Consider the following 15,544-nt stretch of genomic DNA (forward strand, 5'->3'; position numbering starts at 1 on the left):
TGTTGGCTTATCGTTCTCTCAGTGCCGACTGCTTTGCCCGTAAAATCGGCTTAAGCAAATAGTCTAGGACACTTTTTTTACCAGTAATAATATCTGCACTGGCTAACATACCGGGGATGATGGGAAGTGCGTTAAGCTCATCGCCCAAGTAACTTTTCTCGGTGCGTACTCGTACCAGGTAAAAGGAGTTGCCATCTTCATCCTGGATCGAGTCAGCACTTATCTGTTCAACCTTGCCATGTAATCCTCCATAAATTGTGAAGTCATAGGCAGTAATCTTGACCACGGCCTCCAGCCCTGGTCGCAAGAACGCGATATCTTTGGGCGACACTTTGGCCTCGACCAGCAGAGTGTCTTCCAGCGGAACAATTTCCATCAGATCCATGCCGGGTTGCACCACACCACCCAGCGTGTTGATCTTGAGCTTCTTGATGGTGCCCTTGAGCGGCGCAATGACGCTGGTGCGATCCACCCGATCCCGCAGCCCAACCTGGCCTTCGGACAGCTGGCTCAATTTGCCTTGCCGTTCATTGAGCTCGGTCTGTGAATCGGCCCGGAATTTCAAGGCAATGTCGTTGCGCTTGGAGATGGTCTCCCGCAACACGGAATCGAGTTTGGGAATAAGCAGTCGGTTGCTCTCCAATTCCCCCTGCATTTCGTTGACCTGCCGTTCCAGCTTGATGAGCTCGACCTGAGGCACGATCCCCTCCTTGGCCAAGGGGCGGCTGATATTGAGCTCCTGCCGCGCCAGATCCACACTACGCGCCACCGTCCTGATCTTGGCGTTGAGCTCTATGGTCTCCTGCTCTTTCTGTTCAATCTGCTGCCCCAGAATATAGAGCTGGTTGTTCAAGTTGTTGAGACGCTCATCCTGAACTGATTTTTCTCGAGCCGCATATTCGGCAAAGACGTTTTCGAAACCGTCCGGGAAATCGATGGGCTGCTTGTCAACCACGACCTGTTCGCGCCATCCCAGATTGGGGCCGGTCTTGACCACCACGCTCTGGATTTCGGAACGCAGCCTGGCAATATCCCCCTTGAGGGTCACTAGCTCCTGCTCCCGTTCACGAAAATCGGAGCGGAAGCGAGTGTCATCGATGCGCAAGAGCGGCTGCCCTTTTTCAACGATGTCACCCTCTTTGACGAAGATCTCCTTGACGATCCCCCCTCCAGATTCTGGATCACCTGCAATTGGCGGGAAGGAATAACCTTCCCTTGTCCAACGGTGACTTCATCGAGCTCGGCCCAGGCGGCCCAGACGATGGCACTCATGAAAAACAGGAAGCAGGCCCACAGCAATGCCCTGGCTCGAGTCGGGGTACTCAACAGTACCGCAGCCGCACCGTCATCGACGAATTCAAGGTGCTCCGGCGCCGGTAGCACGGTATCGGATGGCGCCTTCTTGAACAGTCCAAACTTAGCCATTGGACGCCTCCTGCACACGCACCTTGCCCTCTTTCAACTGTTGCAGCACAGCCTCTTTAGGCCCATCGGCCACCACCTGCCCCTGCTCAACCACGATGACCCGTGAAGCGACATCGAGCATGGAGGTTTTGTGAGTGATCAGGATCAGGGTCGTCTCCGGCCCCAATCGTGCCAGCTCATGCTTGACCTGCATCTCGGACTGGTTATCCATGTTGGAGGTGGGTTCGTCCATCACCAGAATGGGGGGGTCGTTGAGCAAGGCTCGCGCCAGCAGAATAGCCTGACGCTGACCACCCGAGAGCTGGCGGCCCCCCTCGCCGATCTGCCGATCCAGCCCGTTGGGATCCCGATTGGTAAAATTGGTGACGCCGGCCCGTTTGGCGGCCCGCATGACCCGCACATCGTCCACCAGCGGATTGCCCAGCATGATGTTGTTGCGTACCGAGCCAAAAAACAGGGTCACGTCCTGCGGGACACAACCTATGTTGCGCCGGATCACCGAGGCCGGCAGTTGATCCAGCTCGAACCCATCGAGTCGCACCGAGCCATCGGTGGGCCGATACAAGCCCATCAAGATCTTCTCGAGCGTGGTTTTACCCGCTCCGATCCGGCCTATGATGGCTACCTTCTCGCCCGGTTCGATACGCAGATTGATGTTGTGCAGGGTGCTGGTTTCCATTCCCGGGTACTTGAACGATACATTGTCAAACTCGATCCGACCGGATATCACGGGATGGTGGATGTACTGCTTGCCCTCTTCCTGCTCACCCGGCGTCACCATGATTTTTTCCAGGATTTCCAGTGCGGACTTGGCCTGGTTGTAACGGGTGGAGAGCACCGACAACTGCACCATGGGCGCAATCGCGCGGCTTGACAGCATGACGGCGGCAATCATGCCACCCATGGTGACCAACCCTTCCGAGATCTGATAAACGCCGACAATCACCAGTGCCACCGTCACCACCTGCTGGATATAACTGGCCAGCGAAGACATGGAGTTGGTGATGCGGCGAGTCTGCACGCCCCAGGTCGAGATATGGGAGACGGCCTGCTCCCAGCGATGCTGGAACATGCTCTCAGCCCCGAAAATCTTGACGGTCTCAAGGCCTGAAATGCTCTCGATCAGGTTGGCGTTCTTCTGGGAAGCAAGCCGCGATCCCTCTTCGATGGACTGCTTGAGCGGCGCCTGAATATAGAAGCTGTAAATAATGAGGATCAGCATGGCGACGATCGGTACCACGACCATGACACCGGCAAAAATCCAGATGATGAACAGGAAGAAGACCGCGAACGGCAGGTCGATGAGGGTAGAGACGGTAGCGGAGGTAAAAAACTCCCGTACCGATTCGAACTCCTGCAGATGTTTGGCAAACGCACCGGTCGAGGCCGGCCGCGACTCCATCCGCATGCCCATCACCTTGGCGAAGATCTTGGCCGACAACAGCACATCCGATTTTTTACCGGCGATGTCGATGAAGTAGCTGCGCAGCTGACGCATCACGAAATCGAAGGTGAACACCACCATGGCCCCGACCGCAAGCACCCAAAGAGAATCAAATGCCAGATTGGGCACTATCTTGTCGTAGACGTTCATGGTGAACAGCGGGCTGGCGATGGCAAACAGGTTGATGAGGATGGACGCGATCAGTACGTCCCGATAGATGCCACGGGATTCAAACAGAGTGCTCCAGAACCAATGCCCGTCACGGGTCTCCAGCACCTTGGGGGAGCGCTCATCAAACTTAAACTGCTTTTTGACAAAAAACAGTCGGCCCAGATATTCATCACCCAGCTGGGCCGCACTGAGCCACTGGGCCGCATCTCCCGCCTGAGGAAAGATGACCTTGCCCTGACTCCTGTCTTCATTCCACTCCAGCAGAATGCAGGCACCGCCATTGCGCATCTGCAACACGCAAGGCAGCAACAAGGGGGAGATTTCGGCAAGCGGTTGGATCACTTCCCGGGCCGACAGCCCGCCCCGCTCGGCGGCACGGCTAAACAGGTTGGGCGTCAGCAGGCCGGACACCAGTGGCAAACCGGTCGTCAGGGCATCCTTGCTGTTGGGCACCCCATAAAAGCGGGTCAGAAAGACCAGACACTCCAACAACTCGTCAATACGGTTAGTTTCTGCTTGCATAGCATCCTGTCACTGCATGATTGGGCCGGCTCTATCGCCACACCGATATTCAAGCTTCACGGGCGCAGTTTGGCGCAGACGATCCCGTGACATAAAGAACAGAGCTCCCCGAGAAGGGATCAACAGCCTGATACACATTAAGCACAGGTACATGACACTGAATGTCATTGGCAGACCTGATAGGCATTACACCCAAAGGCGAGACGGGCAGTTTGGTTGCGGATCGCGACACAAGATGGCGCCATATTCGATATATCCCGTCCAAATTGGAAATAATACAAGATTATTGATAATGATATCTTTTTCAAGCCAAGTACTATATCAAGACAACTTTACCGAAACTATACCGCAAAGACTGAATTTCATCTAATAACTCACTGTTTTTTTGATGAAATCTGATTACCTAGTCGATATTGCCAGAAAGCGAAAAAGGGCGCCCCAGCGCATGACCCTGGGCGCCGGAGCGAGCTAGTTCACTAGCAATGTCAGCCATGGCTGTCCAGCGATTCTCGCACCAGGCCGGCGCCAACAGAGTCGGACGTCGTGCCGACGCCGAGATGCGGTGGTATACCACCTCGGGCGGCGTGTGCTGGATCATGGCAACCGCCGCTTCCACATACTGCGCCAGGCTAGGCACCTCCAGTCGACCTGCCTGCCACGCCTTGCCGAGGGTGCTTCCCTCTACCACGTGCAGCGGGTGCAGTTTTATCCCCTCCACCCCCGTCTCCACGATGCGCTGCAGCGTATTCAGGCTGTCCATGGCGACTTCACCGGGCAGACCGACGATAAGGTGGGCGCACACCTTGATGCCCCGTTGATGGGCCCTGGCCACCGCGTCAGCATAGGCGGCATAGCCATGGCCCCGGTTGATGCGCTGCAGCGTCTTGTCGCTGGCGCTCTGCAACCCCAGCTCCAGCCACACCTCGTAACCCCGGGCCTGATAACCGGCCAGCAGGTCCAGTACCGCATCCGGCACGCAATCTGGGCGCGTCCCCACGCACAAGCCCACCATGTCGCTCACCGACAGCGCCTCTTCATACATGCGCTGCAGGTATTCCACCTCGGCATATGTGCTGGTATAAGCCTGAAAGTAGGCGAGATAACGTTTGGCCCGGGTCACTTCATCCCGGCGAGCCAGCAGTTGCTGTACCACCGAAAGCTGCTGGGCCGACTCGTCGGCAAAGGAGGAGACATTGCAGAAGGTGCAACCGCCACGGCCCAGCGTGCCGTCCCGGTTCGGGCAGGTGAAGGCACCGTGAATGGAGAGCTTGTGGATCTTCTGGCCATGGCGTTGCTTGAGATCCTGGCCGAATGTATTGACGAGTTCGTGTAACTGCATGACACCTCCAGTAAAGGGGCGTCATTGTACGAGCTTGGCCGCACGCAGCGCTGCGCTGGATCAAGAGAGGATAGAGTCGGGAAAACATATAAATATTCACCAATAACCGGATAAATATCAGCAAATGGGTAGTTATCGACGCTTTCGAGACTCATCCCAAATTTGACGAAGGCTCAACACCACTACAAAACCATCTTCTAACAGTTTGTTGAATAATGAAAATTTTCCCATAGACGGTGGTTTTGCAAATGCAAGTCATCTACTTCGTTATTGTGATCTCGGCCATTCACTTGTCGAGTGGATTGGTAAAATTACTACAAATCCTTGCCCCCATTGAGTCAACCAGCAAAGTCCAATATGACAATACAAAATTCCACAAAAACAAAAATAACCAGAGTAATTGCCAGTTAACACCCCATATAGACCCGTACCCCGACATTTTGTTATGAGTTTGTGATAATGAAAACAGCCGGGATGTCTAATTGACCTTGCCGAAAAATCCCATTAGTTTGGAGATTCGCCACCTCAGGCGGACGGAACCACAAGAGCCAATCGCAATTTATGCAGTCTGTTGATGACAGTGCGATGCAAGGCCGAGCAAGGGAGAAATGCAATGTCACTATATGATCCAAAGCTGGAGAGGGATAACTGTGGCTTCGGCCTGTTGGCCCACATGGAAGGTGAAGCCAGCCACAAGCTTGTCCGTCTCGCGATGTCAGCATTGGCTCGCATGCAGCACCGCGGCGGTATCTCCGCCGACGGCAAGACCGGCGACGGCTGCGGTCTGTTGCTGCAAAAACCCGACAGCTTCTTCAGAGCTGTCGCCGAAGAGAAGGGATGGCACCTGGGCCGCAATTACGCGGTCGGCATGCTGTTTCTCAACCCCGATCCCGTCTTGGCGCAAGCCACTCGCGACATCATCGACGAAGAGCTGGAAAAGGAGACCCTGAGTCTGGTCGGTTGGCGCAAGGTGCCTATCGATACCAATGTACTCGGCCCCATCGCCAAGGCCTCCCTGCCCAGCATCGAACAGGTCTTTGTCAACGCCCCCCCCGGCTGGGTCGACAAGGATCTCGAGCGCCGCCTTTATATCGTGCGCCGCCGCATCGAGAAGCGCATCAGCGACGACTACTTCTACGTGGTCAGCCTCTCCAACCTGGTCACCGTCTATAAAGGACTGTGCATGCCGGTGGACTTGCCGCGTTTTTATCTGGATTTGGCCGACATTCGCATGCAGGCAGCCATCTGCGTGTTCCACCAGCGTTTCTCCACCAACACCAGCCCGCGCTGGCCGCTGGCGCAGCCGTTTCGCTATCTGGCCCACAACGGCGAGATCAACACCATCGCCGGCAACCGCCAGTGGGCCAAGGCGCGCAGCTACAAGTTCGCCACCCCGCTGATCCCCGATCTGCAAGAGGCCGCCCCCTTCGTCAATACCACGGGGTCGGATTCCTCCAGCCTCGACAACATGCTGGATCTGTTCCTGGCCGGCGGCATGGATCTGTTCCGTGCCATGCGCCTGTTGATCCCGCCTGCGTGGCAGAAGCACCCGAACATGGATGACGATCTGCGCGCCTTCTACGACTTCAACTCCATGCACATGGAGCCCTGGGATGGCCCGGCCGGCATCGTCATGACCGACGGTCGCTACGCCACCTGCGCGCTCGACAGAAACGGCCTGCGTCCGGCCCGCTACGTCATCACCAAGGACAAGTTCATCACGCTGGCCTCTGAAGTGGGCACCTGGGACTACACCCCGGACGAGGTGCTGGAGAAGGGCCGGGTCGGCCCGGGCGAGCTGTTCGTGGTGGATACCAGCAACGGCAAGATCTGGACCAGCTTCGAGATCGATGACGATCTCAAGAGCCGTCACACCTACAAGCAGTGGATGGACAAGCACTGCAAGCGGCTGGTGCCGTTCGAGCAGATGGATGACGCCAGCACCGGCGCCCGCGAGTTCTCCGACGATCAGCTGAAAACCTATCAGAAGCTGTTCGGCTACTCCTATGAGGAGCTGGACCAGATCATCCGGGTACTGGGTGAAAACGGCCAGGAAGCGGTGGGCTCCATGGGGGATGACACCCCGATGGCGGTGCTCTCCTCCAGCCAGCGCACCCTGTACGACTACTTCCGCCAGATGTTCGCCCAGGTCACCAACCCGCCCATCGATCCGCTGCGGGAAAACCACGTCATGTCGCTGGCCACCTGTATCGGCCGCGAGCAGAACGTGTTCAACGAGACCTTCGGCCACGCCCACCGGGTGCTGTTCCAGTCGCCGATCCTGCTCTACTCCGACTTCCACCAGTTGCTGGCGCTGGAAGGGGAGCACTATCGCCATCAGGTGATCAGCCTCAACTTCAAGCCCGAAGAGGGCCTGGAAGCGGCCATCCTGCGCATCTGTGAGGAGGCCAAGGCTGCCGCCAAGGCCGGTACCGTGCTGTTGATCCTCTCGGATCGCGACGTCAGTGCCGACACCCTGCCCATCCCGGCCGCCATGGCGGTGGGGGCGGTGCAGCGTACCCTAGTGGACAACAACCTGCGCTGCGACGCCAACATCCTGGTGGAAACCGCCAGCGTGCGCGACCCGCACCACTTCTCGGTGTTGCTGGGCTTTGGCGCCACCGCCATCTACCCCTACCTCGCTTACGAGACGCTCGCCAAGCAGGTAGAAGAGGGCGTGCTCAAGATGAGCCTGCGCCAGGCCATGCTCAACTACCGCAACGGCATCAACAAGGGGCTCTACAAGGTGATGTCCAAGATGGGCATCAGCACGGTGGCCAGCTACCGCTGCTCCCAGCTGTTTGAGGCGGTGGGCCTCTCTAAAGCCGTGGTCGAGATGTGTTTTCGCGGTGTATCGAGCCGTATCCAGGGCGCCGATTTTGCCGACATCCAGCAGGATCAGTTCAATCTGGCCCGTCAGGCCTGGCTGGCCCGCAAGGCCCTCACTCAGGGCGGCCTGCTCAAATTCGTCCACGGCGGCGAGTACCATACCTACAACCCGGACGTGGTGCAGACCCTGCAAGTGGCGGTGCGCTCCGGCAACTATGCCGATTACAAGGAGTACGCCCGCCTGGTGAACGAGCGCCCGGTCGCCACCCTGCGCGATCTGCTCACCCTGAAGAAGGTCGACAACCCGGTGGCGCTGGAGCAGGTGGAGCCGGCCGACAAGCTGTTCCCCCGCTTCGACTCCGCCGCCATGTCCATCGGCGCGCTGGGCCCGGAAGCCCACGAGGCGCTGGCGGTGGCCATGAACCGGCTCGGCGGCCAGAGCAACTCGGGTGAAGGCGGCGAGGATCCCAAGCGCTTTGGCACCGAGAAGAATTCGCGCATCAAGCAGGTGGCCTCGGGGCGCTTTGGCGTCACCCCTCACTACCTGATGAACGCCGACGTGGTGCAGATCAAGGTGGCCCAGGGCGCCAAGCCCGGTGAAGGGGGCCAACTGCCCGGTGACAAGGTGACGGCCCAGATCGCCAAGCTGCGTTACTCGGTGCCCGGCGTGACCCTGATCTCGCCGCCGCCCCACCACGACATCTACTCCATCGAGGATCTGGCCCAGCTCATCTTCGACATCAAGCAGATCAACCCGAACTGCCTGGTGTCGGTGAAACTGGTGTCCGAGCCCGGCGTTGGCACCATCGCCTGCGGCGTGGCCAAGGCCTATGCGGACTTCATCACCGTTTCCGGCTACGACGGCGGCACCGGCGCGAGCCCGCTCACCTCGGTCAAATACGCCGGCTCCCCCTGGGAGCTGGGCCTGGCCGAGACCCAGCAGGCGCTGGTCGCCAACGGCCTGCGCCACAAGGTGCGGCTGCAGGTGGATGGTGGCCTCAAGACGGGTCTCGACATCATCAAGGCGGCCATTCTCGGCGCCGAGAGCTTCGGTTTTGGCACCGGCCCCATGGTGGCGCTCGGCTGCAAATACCTGCGTATCTGCCACCTGAACAACTGCGCCACCGGCGTCGCCACCCAGGATGAGAAGCTGCGCCGCGAGCACTTCACCGGCCTGCCGGAGATGGTGATGAACTACTTCAAGTTCATCGCCGAGGAGACCCGCGAGCTGATGGCCCAGCTTGGCGTCACCCAGCTGACCGACCTCATCGGTCGTACCGACCTGCTGGAAGCGCTGCCCGGCCTCACCGCCCGTCAGGCCAAGCTGGATCTCTCCGGCATTCTGGCCAGCCCGGTGGCACCGGCAGGCTCCAGCCTGTTCAGCCAGCAGCACAACCCCACCTTCGACAAGGGGCCTTTGAACCTCAAGATGGTGGAAGATCTGCTGGAGGCGGTGGAAAACATGAGCGGCGGCGAGTTTCGCTACGACATCCGCAACACCGACCGCTCGGTGGGGGCGCGTCTGTCCGGCGAGATCGTCAAGCGCCATGGCAACCAGGGGATGGCGGCCGATCCGGTGCGGGTCCACTTCAACGGCACCGCCGGCCAGAGCTTCGGCGTCTGGAACGCCGGCGGCCTTGAGATGATCCTCACCGGGGATGCCAACGACTACGTGGGCAAGGGGATGACCGGCGGCAAGCTGGTGATCAAACCCCACGTCGGCGTGGCATTCAAATCCCACGAGGCGGCCATCATCGGCAACACCTGCCTCTACGGCGCTACCGGTGGCAAACTCTATGCTGCGGGTACCGCCGGCGAGCGCTTCGCGGTGCGCAACTCAGGGGCCCTCGCGGTAGTCGAGGGGATCGGTGACAACGGTTGTGAATACATGACCGGCGGCATCGTCACCGTGCTCGGCACCACCGGTGTCAACTTCGCGGCGGGCATGACCGGCGGCTTTGCCTACGTGCTCGACGAGTGCGGCAACTTTGCCAAGCGCACCAACCCCGAGCTGGTAGAACTGCTGGACGTGGCGGATCTCGCCATCCATCAGGAGCACCTGCGCGGCATCATCACGGCGCACCTCAACGAAACCGGCAGCTCGCGCGCCGAGGAGATCCTGGCCAACTTCGACTCCTATGTGCCCAAGTTCAGGCTGATCAAACCCAAGTCCAGCGACGTCAAATCGCTGCTTGGCCACACCAGCCGCTCTAGTGCAGAACTCAGAATCCAGGCGCAATAAGGAGGGAACCCTATGAGCCAGAACGTATTTCAGTTTATCGACGTGCAGCGGGTCGACCCGCCCAAGAAGCCGCTCAAGATCCGCAAGATCCAGTTCGTGGAGATCTACGAGTCCTTCAACCAGGCCCAGGTCGGCATGCAGGCGGATCGCTGCCTCGACTGCGGCAACCCTTACTGCGAGTGGAAGTGCCCGGTGCACAACTACATCCCCAACTGGCTGAAGCTGGCCAACGAGGGGCGCATTCTGGAGGCGGTGGAGCTCTCCCACCAGACCAACAGCCTGCCGGAGGTGTGTGGCCGGGTCTGCCCGCAAGACAGACTGTGTGAGGGTGCCTGCACCCTCAACGATCGCTTCGGCGCCGTCACCATCGGCAACATCGAAAAATACATCACCGACAAGGCGTTCGAGATGGGCTGGAAACCCGATCTCTCCAAGGTGGTCAAGACCGGCAAGCGAGTCGCCGTCATCGGTGCCGGCCCGGCCGGCCTCGCCTGTGCCGACGTGCTGGCACGGGGCGGCGTCACCCCGGTGGTGTTCGACAAGTATCCGGAGATCGGCGGTCTGCTCACCTTCGGCATCCCCTCCTTCAAGCTGGAAAAAGAGGTGATGCAGCGTCGCCGCGAGATCTTCGAGGGGATGGGCGTAGAGTTTCGCCTCGAGACCGAGGTGGGCCGCGATGTCACCTTCGCCGACCTGCTCGGCGAGTTCGATGCGGTCTTCCTCGGGGTTGGCACCTACAAGTACATGAAGGGCGGCTTTGCCAACGAGGAGGCACCGGGAGTCTACGACGCCCTGCCCTACCTCATCGCCAACGCCAACCGGTTGCTGGGCTTCGAGAAGGCGCAAGCCGACTACATCGACTTCGCTGGCAAGCAGGTGGTGGTGCTCGGCGGCGGTGATACCGCCATGGACTGTGTGCGTACCGCCATCCGCCAGGGAGCCGACAAGGTGATCTGCGCCTATCGCCGCGACGAGGAGAACATGCCGGGCTCCAAGCGGGAGGTGAAGAATGCCCGCGAAGAGGGGGTTGAATTCATGTTCAACCTGCAGCCGGTCGGCGTCGAGCTGGACGCCCAGGGCCGCACCTGCGGCATCAAGGTGGTGAGCACCGAGCTCGGCGCCCCCGATGCCAATGGCCGTCGCAATCCGGTGGTGATCGCCGGTTCCGAGCAGGTGCTGGCCGCCGATGCGGTGGTGATGGCGTTCGGCTTCCAGCCCAACCCCCAGCCCTGGATGGCGGAACACGGCATCGAGCTCGACGGCAGGGATCGCATCAAGGCCCCGGAGCAGGCCGAACATGCCTTCCAGACCAGCAACCCCAAGGTGTTCGCCGGTGGCGACGCGGTGCGCGGCTCCGATCTGGTGGTGACCGCCATCTATGAGGGGCGCAAGGCGGCCGAAGGGATCATGGACTATCTGGCCGTGTGATCTGCCGTCACAACCAAGCCATCATGCAAACAGCCCCGCTCGTGCGGGGCTGTTTTTTTATCTCGCTCTCAATCCGCCAGAACCGGCTAGATGCTCCAGCTCTCCGGCAGCCGTTCGGTGAGGGTGGAGATGTATTCGAAGGTACGCGCCCGCTTGGGGGTGGTGAACATCTGGCGCGCACTGCCCGCCTCCACCACCTCACCCGCCTCCAGAAAGATCACCTGCTGGGCGATCTGGGCCGCCAGGCGCAAGTCATGGGTGGCGATCAGCATGGTGGTGCCCTCACTGGCCAGCTGGCGCAGCACGGCCACCACCTCCTGGGCAAGCTCGGGATCCAGCGCCGAGGTGGGCTCGTCACAGAGCAACACCTTGGGGGCTGGCGCCAGCGCCCGGGCAATGGCGACCCGCTGCTGCTGACCGCCGGAGAGGGTGGCAGGCACCGCCTGGGCCTTGTGCCTGAGCCCCACCTTGTCGAGCAGTTGCAGGCCGCGCGCCGCCGCCCGCTCCCTCGGCCACTTCAACACAGTCACCAACCCTTCCATCACGTTCTCCAGCACCGTCATGTGCGGGAACAGCTGAAAATTCTGGAACACCATGCCGGTCTGCTGGCGCAGGCTCAGCACGCTTTGCCGTGACAGATGCCGGGTAAAGTCGAGCTCGCTGCCCCCCAGCACCAGCTGGCCCGCATCGGGCCGCTCCAGCAGGTTCACGCAGCGCAGCAAGGTACTCTTGCCGCTGCCGGAGGGGCCGATCAGGGCGGTGACGCTGCCTGCGGCCATCGCCAGCCCCACCCCTTTCAACACTCGCTGCCCCGCAAACTGTTTCTCGATGCCACTCAAGCGGATCATAGGGCGACCTCCCGGGTCTCTTTATATGCCAGTCGCTGCTCCAGCTTGTCTTGCAGGGTGGAGAGTACCGAACTGAACAACAGGTAGATGAGGGCCGTCTCGACATAGAGGATGAGCGGCTCATAGGTGACGGAGGCGAGTCGCTGAGCCGCCTGAAACAGCTCGGGTACGGTCACCGCCGCCGCCAGCGAAGTGTCCTTGACCAAGGAGATGAAGGTATTGGAGAGCGGCGGCACCGCGATGCGCGCCGCCTGCGGCAGGATCACCCGCCGCATCACCTGGGGCCAGTTCATGCCAATCGAATAGGCCGCCTCCCACTGCCCCTTGGGGATCGCCGCCAGGGTGGCTCGGATGATCTCCGAGCTGTAGGCACCGATGTTGAGGGTAAAACCGATAACGGCGGCGGTGAAGGCATCCAGCACGATACCGGCGCTCGGCAGACCGTAAAAGATCAGAAACAGCTGCACCAGCAGCGGGGTGCCCCGAATAAGCCAGACATAAAAGCGGACCAGCATCACCAGCGGGGCCGGACCATATAATCTGGCCAGCGCCACCGACAAGCCGAGCACGATTCCCAGCACGAAGGTAATCAGGGTAAGTGGCACGGTAAAAATAAGCCCCGCACTGAGCAGGGGCCAAAAAGAGTCGATCATTAACTGCAACCAGGCCGGCACGTTAATATCCTCAGTTGTTATTATGTTGCCGCGATATTATTGCGAGACGTCGGTGCCGAAATATTTCTGCGATATTTTCTGATATGCGCCATCCTGCTTGGCATTGCGCAGCGCCTGATTGATGGCGGCCAGCAACTCGGGTTGTCCCTTGGCGAGCAGGGCCCCCGATTGATCCCCCTTGGCCTCGGTGGCCGCCACCTTCAATTTGGCGTCCGGCTTCTGTTTCTTGAAGTCGAGGAAGGAGAGGCTGTCGTTGAGGGTGGCATCCACCCGCCCGGTCAGCACCAGTTCGAGGGACTGGTTGAATCCCTCGGTGGCCACCACCTCGGCGCCCGACGCTTTCGCCAGCTGGGCGAAGTTGCTGGTCAGCGACTGGGAGGATTTCTTGCCCTTCAGATCCGTAAAACTCTTGATGCTGTGGTTGTCGCTGTGCACCACGATCACCGCCTTGGAGGTGATGTAGGGATCTGAAAAGTCATACTTTTTCAGCCGCTCAGAGGTGATGGCCACTTCGTTGAGCACCAGGTCGTAGCGCTTGGCGTCCACCCCGGCGATGAGGCCGTCCCACTTGCCCTCGACGAACTGCGGCTTCACGCCGAGACCGCTTGCGATGAGCTCGCCGATCTCCACGTCAAAGCCCACCAGTTTGCCGCTCTTGTCGTGATAGGTGAAGGGAGGATAGGCCCCTTCGGTGCCGATCTTGATCACCCCGGCCCGCTGGATCTCGGCCAGGCTTGATTGTGCCTGTACCGAGGTCATCAGTGCCAGCGGAAGTGCCGCCATTAAAAACAGGGAGTGCCGTTTTTTCATTATTCACCTCGTTATATTTATGAACATCCAGAACGCTTGCCAACCACCACAAAATAAAACCAGCCGGTTATCATCTTTAAATTAATTATCGACTGAGAGAACTTTCATAATGCTTGCTGGCGGTATGGATGAAACATAACGTGGCTCATGGCATGACCCAACCATGAAATACGGGGATATTTAGCGAAATAATGGATAACGAAAATATAATGGCCGGGCTGGCCGAGGAATAGCCCCGCTGGCGGCGCTCCGCCAGCGGAAACCCATGTCAGGCGGGTTGCGACTCCCGCGGGATGCTGGTGACCCAGTGACGACGCCAGTGCGGCGCCTCGTAGAGATCGGGCCAGAATTCGGTCTGATGGCAGATGGTATTGCCACGCACCGTGTGGAAGGTGATGGCGCGCGCCTCGACTTCACCATCGGTGATCACCACTTCGGTCACCACCTCCCGCCCCTGCTCCAGCAGGCGGACGACATCGAAATTCCAGGGCCCAGCCGCCGGGTAGCGCCGATTGATCTCGACGAAGTTGGCCCGCCCCTCGATCCGCTCCCCCGACTGGGGCCAGTCACAGAGGAAGTCATCGCTCAGCCACCTGGAGGCCTTGACGAAATCGTTGCTCTGCATGGCCTGCCAGTAGGCCTCCACCACTGCTTTTGGTTCCATGGTCTTGTTTTCCATGCCTCTCCCCTACAACCGCACCACCAGCCACTCCCCCTTGCCCACCGGCACCAGCGAGGTCGCAAACGCCGGATCCTGCTCCACCTCTGCCATCCACTCGGCCAGTTCCTCCCGATGGGAGATGGCATTGTCCACCACCAGCAGACCGCGGGGGGCCAGCAGGCGCTGGATCTCGGGCCACCAGGCCTGGTAGTGCTGGCGATCGGAGTCGAGGAAGATAAGCGGATAAGCGGCCGTCGGCAGGGTGGGCAGCAGCGTGCCTGCTTCCCCTGCCAACTGCTCAATCCAGGGGTCGAGCCCGGCCCGCTGAAAGTTGGCGGCCGCCATGGCCCGTTTGCCCTCGTCCAGCTCGATGGTGGTGACCCGGCCCCCCAGCCGTTTGACTGCCTCGGCCAGCCAGAGGGTGGAGTAACCGTTGGAGGTGCCGATCTCCAGCACCGCATCGGCCCCCCTCGCCTGTACCAGCACCGCCAGCAGCTCGCCGGTATCGCGGGTAATGTTGAGCATCTTGCTGCCACGGGACTGTTGCGCGCCGTCATTCTGCTCGCCAAACAGCTCCAACTCCCGTTTCAGTTGTTCCAGTGCCATGTCTCCTCCTTGACGGTGTAAACGAGTCGGCCCGGTGCATGGCATGGCTGGACCGCCCCTCATGTTCATCATTTTGCTGCCGGCCCGCTCGGTGACGTATCCCCCAGCAGGTAGCGGGGACCCTCGCCCTGCCCGGCGGCCTGATCATCCGGATTGTAAAGTGCGCAGTGCTCCAGCGAGAGGCAACCGCAACCAATGCAGGCGCCGAGCTTCTCCTTGAGCTGCTGCAGAGCGGTGATACGCCGATCGAGCAGGCTCTGCCACTGGCCGGCAATGCCGTCCCAGTCGCGGCGATCCGGGGTGCGTCCCTCGGGCAGACCGGCCAGGGCCTCCCCTATCTCGCCCAGACTCAACCCCATGCCCTGCGCCACCCGGATGAAGGCGATGCGGCGCAGCACATCCTGCGGATAGAGCCGCTGGCCCCCCTCGCTGCGCACGCTGCCAATCAGCCCCTTCTGCTCGTAGAAGCGCAGGGCGCTGGCCTTGACGCCCGAGCGTTTGGCTATCTGGCCGATGGCCAGCCATTTGCGTTCCATCGCCACGCT

Annotated in this window: 10 protein-coding genes and 1 pseudogene; 2 read left to right on the top strand and 9 right to left on the bottom strand. The window is 60.2% G+C overall.

Annotated elements, in window-relative coordinates:
- Positions 1 to 7: 7 nt before the first annotated feature.
- The 3 genes and pseudogenes from E5E96_RS21505 to E5E96_RS21515 all read right to left on the bottom strand — a co-directional run bounded on the left by E5E96_RS21505 (position 8) and on the right by E5E96_RS21515 (position 4,901).
- Positions 8 to 1,425 (bottom strand): annotated as a pseudogene (locus E5E96_RS21505) (HlyD family type I secretion periplasmic adaptor subunit).
- A complete protein-coding gene (locus tag E5E96_RS21510) occupies positions 1,418 to 3,562 on the bottom strand; it encodes a type I secretion system permease/ATPase (RefSeq protein ID WP_171283112.1) in 2,145 nt (714 codons plus the stop codon). The pseudogene E5E96_RS21505 and the gene E5E96_RS21510 overlap by 8 nt, the downstream one beginning before the upstream one ends.
- A 403-nt stretch (positions 3,563 to 3,965) precedes the next feature.
- Positions 3,966 to 4,901 (bottom strand): TIGR01212 family radical SAM protein, encoded by a 936-nt coding sequence (locus E5E96_RS21515; protein WP_168756472.1) that lies wholly within the window; start codon positions 4,899 to 4,901, stop codon positions 3,966 to 3,968.
- Positions 4,902 to 5,514: 613 nt separating this feature from the next.
- Here E5E96_RS21515 and gltB point away from each other — a divergent pair.
- Both gltB and E5E96_RS21525 read left to right on the top strand, forming a co-directional pair.
- Positions 5,515 to 9,972 carry a glutamate synthase large subunit gene (gene gltB / locus E5E96_RS21520; protein ID WP_041217832.1) on the top strand — a complete coding sequence of 1,486 codons (4,458 nt, stop codon included), beginning with the start codon at positions 5,515 to 5,517 and terminating at the stop codon, positions 9,970 to 9,972.
- A 12-nt stretch (positions 9,973 to 9,984) separates the two neighbouring features.
- A complete protein-coding gene (locus E5E96_RS21525; protein WP_171283113.1) occupies positions 9,985 to 11,400 on the top strand; it encodes an FAD-dependent oxidoreductase in 1,416 nt (471 codons plus the stop codon).
- 86 nt (positions 11,401 to 11,486) lie between these two features.
- Here the strand turns inward: E5E96_RS21525 and E5E96_RS21530 are convergent, their stop codons facing one another.
- The 6 genes from E5E96_RS21530 to soxR form a co-directional block, all read right to left on the bottom strand.
- On the bottom strand, positions 11,487 to 12,248 hold the full coding sequence (locus E5E96_RS21530) for an amino acid ABC transporter ATP-binding protein (RefSeq protein ID WP_171283114.1): 762 nt from the start codon (positions 12,246 to 12,248) through the stop codon (positions 11,487 to 11,489).
- Positions 12,245 to 12,901, bottom strand: coding sequence for an amino acid ABC transporter permease (locus E5E96_RS21535; protein ID WP_171283115.1), 657 nt, complete (start codon positions 12,899 to 12,901; stop codon positions 12,245 to 12,247). Before E5E96_RS21535 ends, E5E96_RS21530 begins: the two co-directional genes overlap by 4 nt.
- Positions 12,902 to 12,958: 57 nt before the next feature.
- On the bottom strand, positions 12,959 to 13,732 hold the full coding sequence (locus tag E5E96_RS21540; RefSeq protein ID WP_171283116.1) for an amino acid ABC transporter substrate-binding protein: 774 nt from the start codon (positions 13,730 to 13,732) through the stop codon (positions 12,959 to 12,961).
- 268 nt (positions 13,733 to 14,000) lie between these two features.
- Positions 14,001 to 14,411 (bottom strand): nuclear transport factor 2 family protein, encoded by a 411-nt coding sequence (locus E5E96_RS21545; RefSeq protein ID WP_016351173.1) that lies wholly within the window; start codon positions 14,409 to 14,411, stop codon positions 14,001 to 14,003.
- Between the two features lie 9 nt (positions 14,412 to 14,420).
- On the bottom strand, positions 14,421 to 14,999 hold the full coding sequence (locus E5E96_RS21550; RefSeq protein ID WP_171283117.1) for an O-methyltransferase: 579 nt from the start codon (positions 14,997 to 14,999) through the stop codon (positions 14,421 to 14,423).
- Between the two features lie 68 nt (positions 15,000 to 15,067).
- Positions 15,068 to 15,535: a redox-sensitive transcriptional activator SoxR gene (gene soxR, locus E5E96_RS21555; protein WP_171283118.1), complete on the bottom strand. Its 468-nt coding sequence runs from the start codon at positions 15,533 to 15,535 to the stop codon at positions 15,068 to 15,070.
- Positions 15,536 to 15,544: the final 9 nt, after the last annotated feature.

The organism is Aeromonas sp. 1805 (assembly GCF_013085525.1).
GTDB lineage: Bacteria > Pseudomonadota > Gammaproteobacteria > Enterobacterales > Aeromonadaceae > Aeromonas > Aeromonas hydrophila.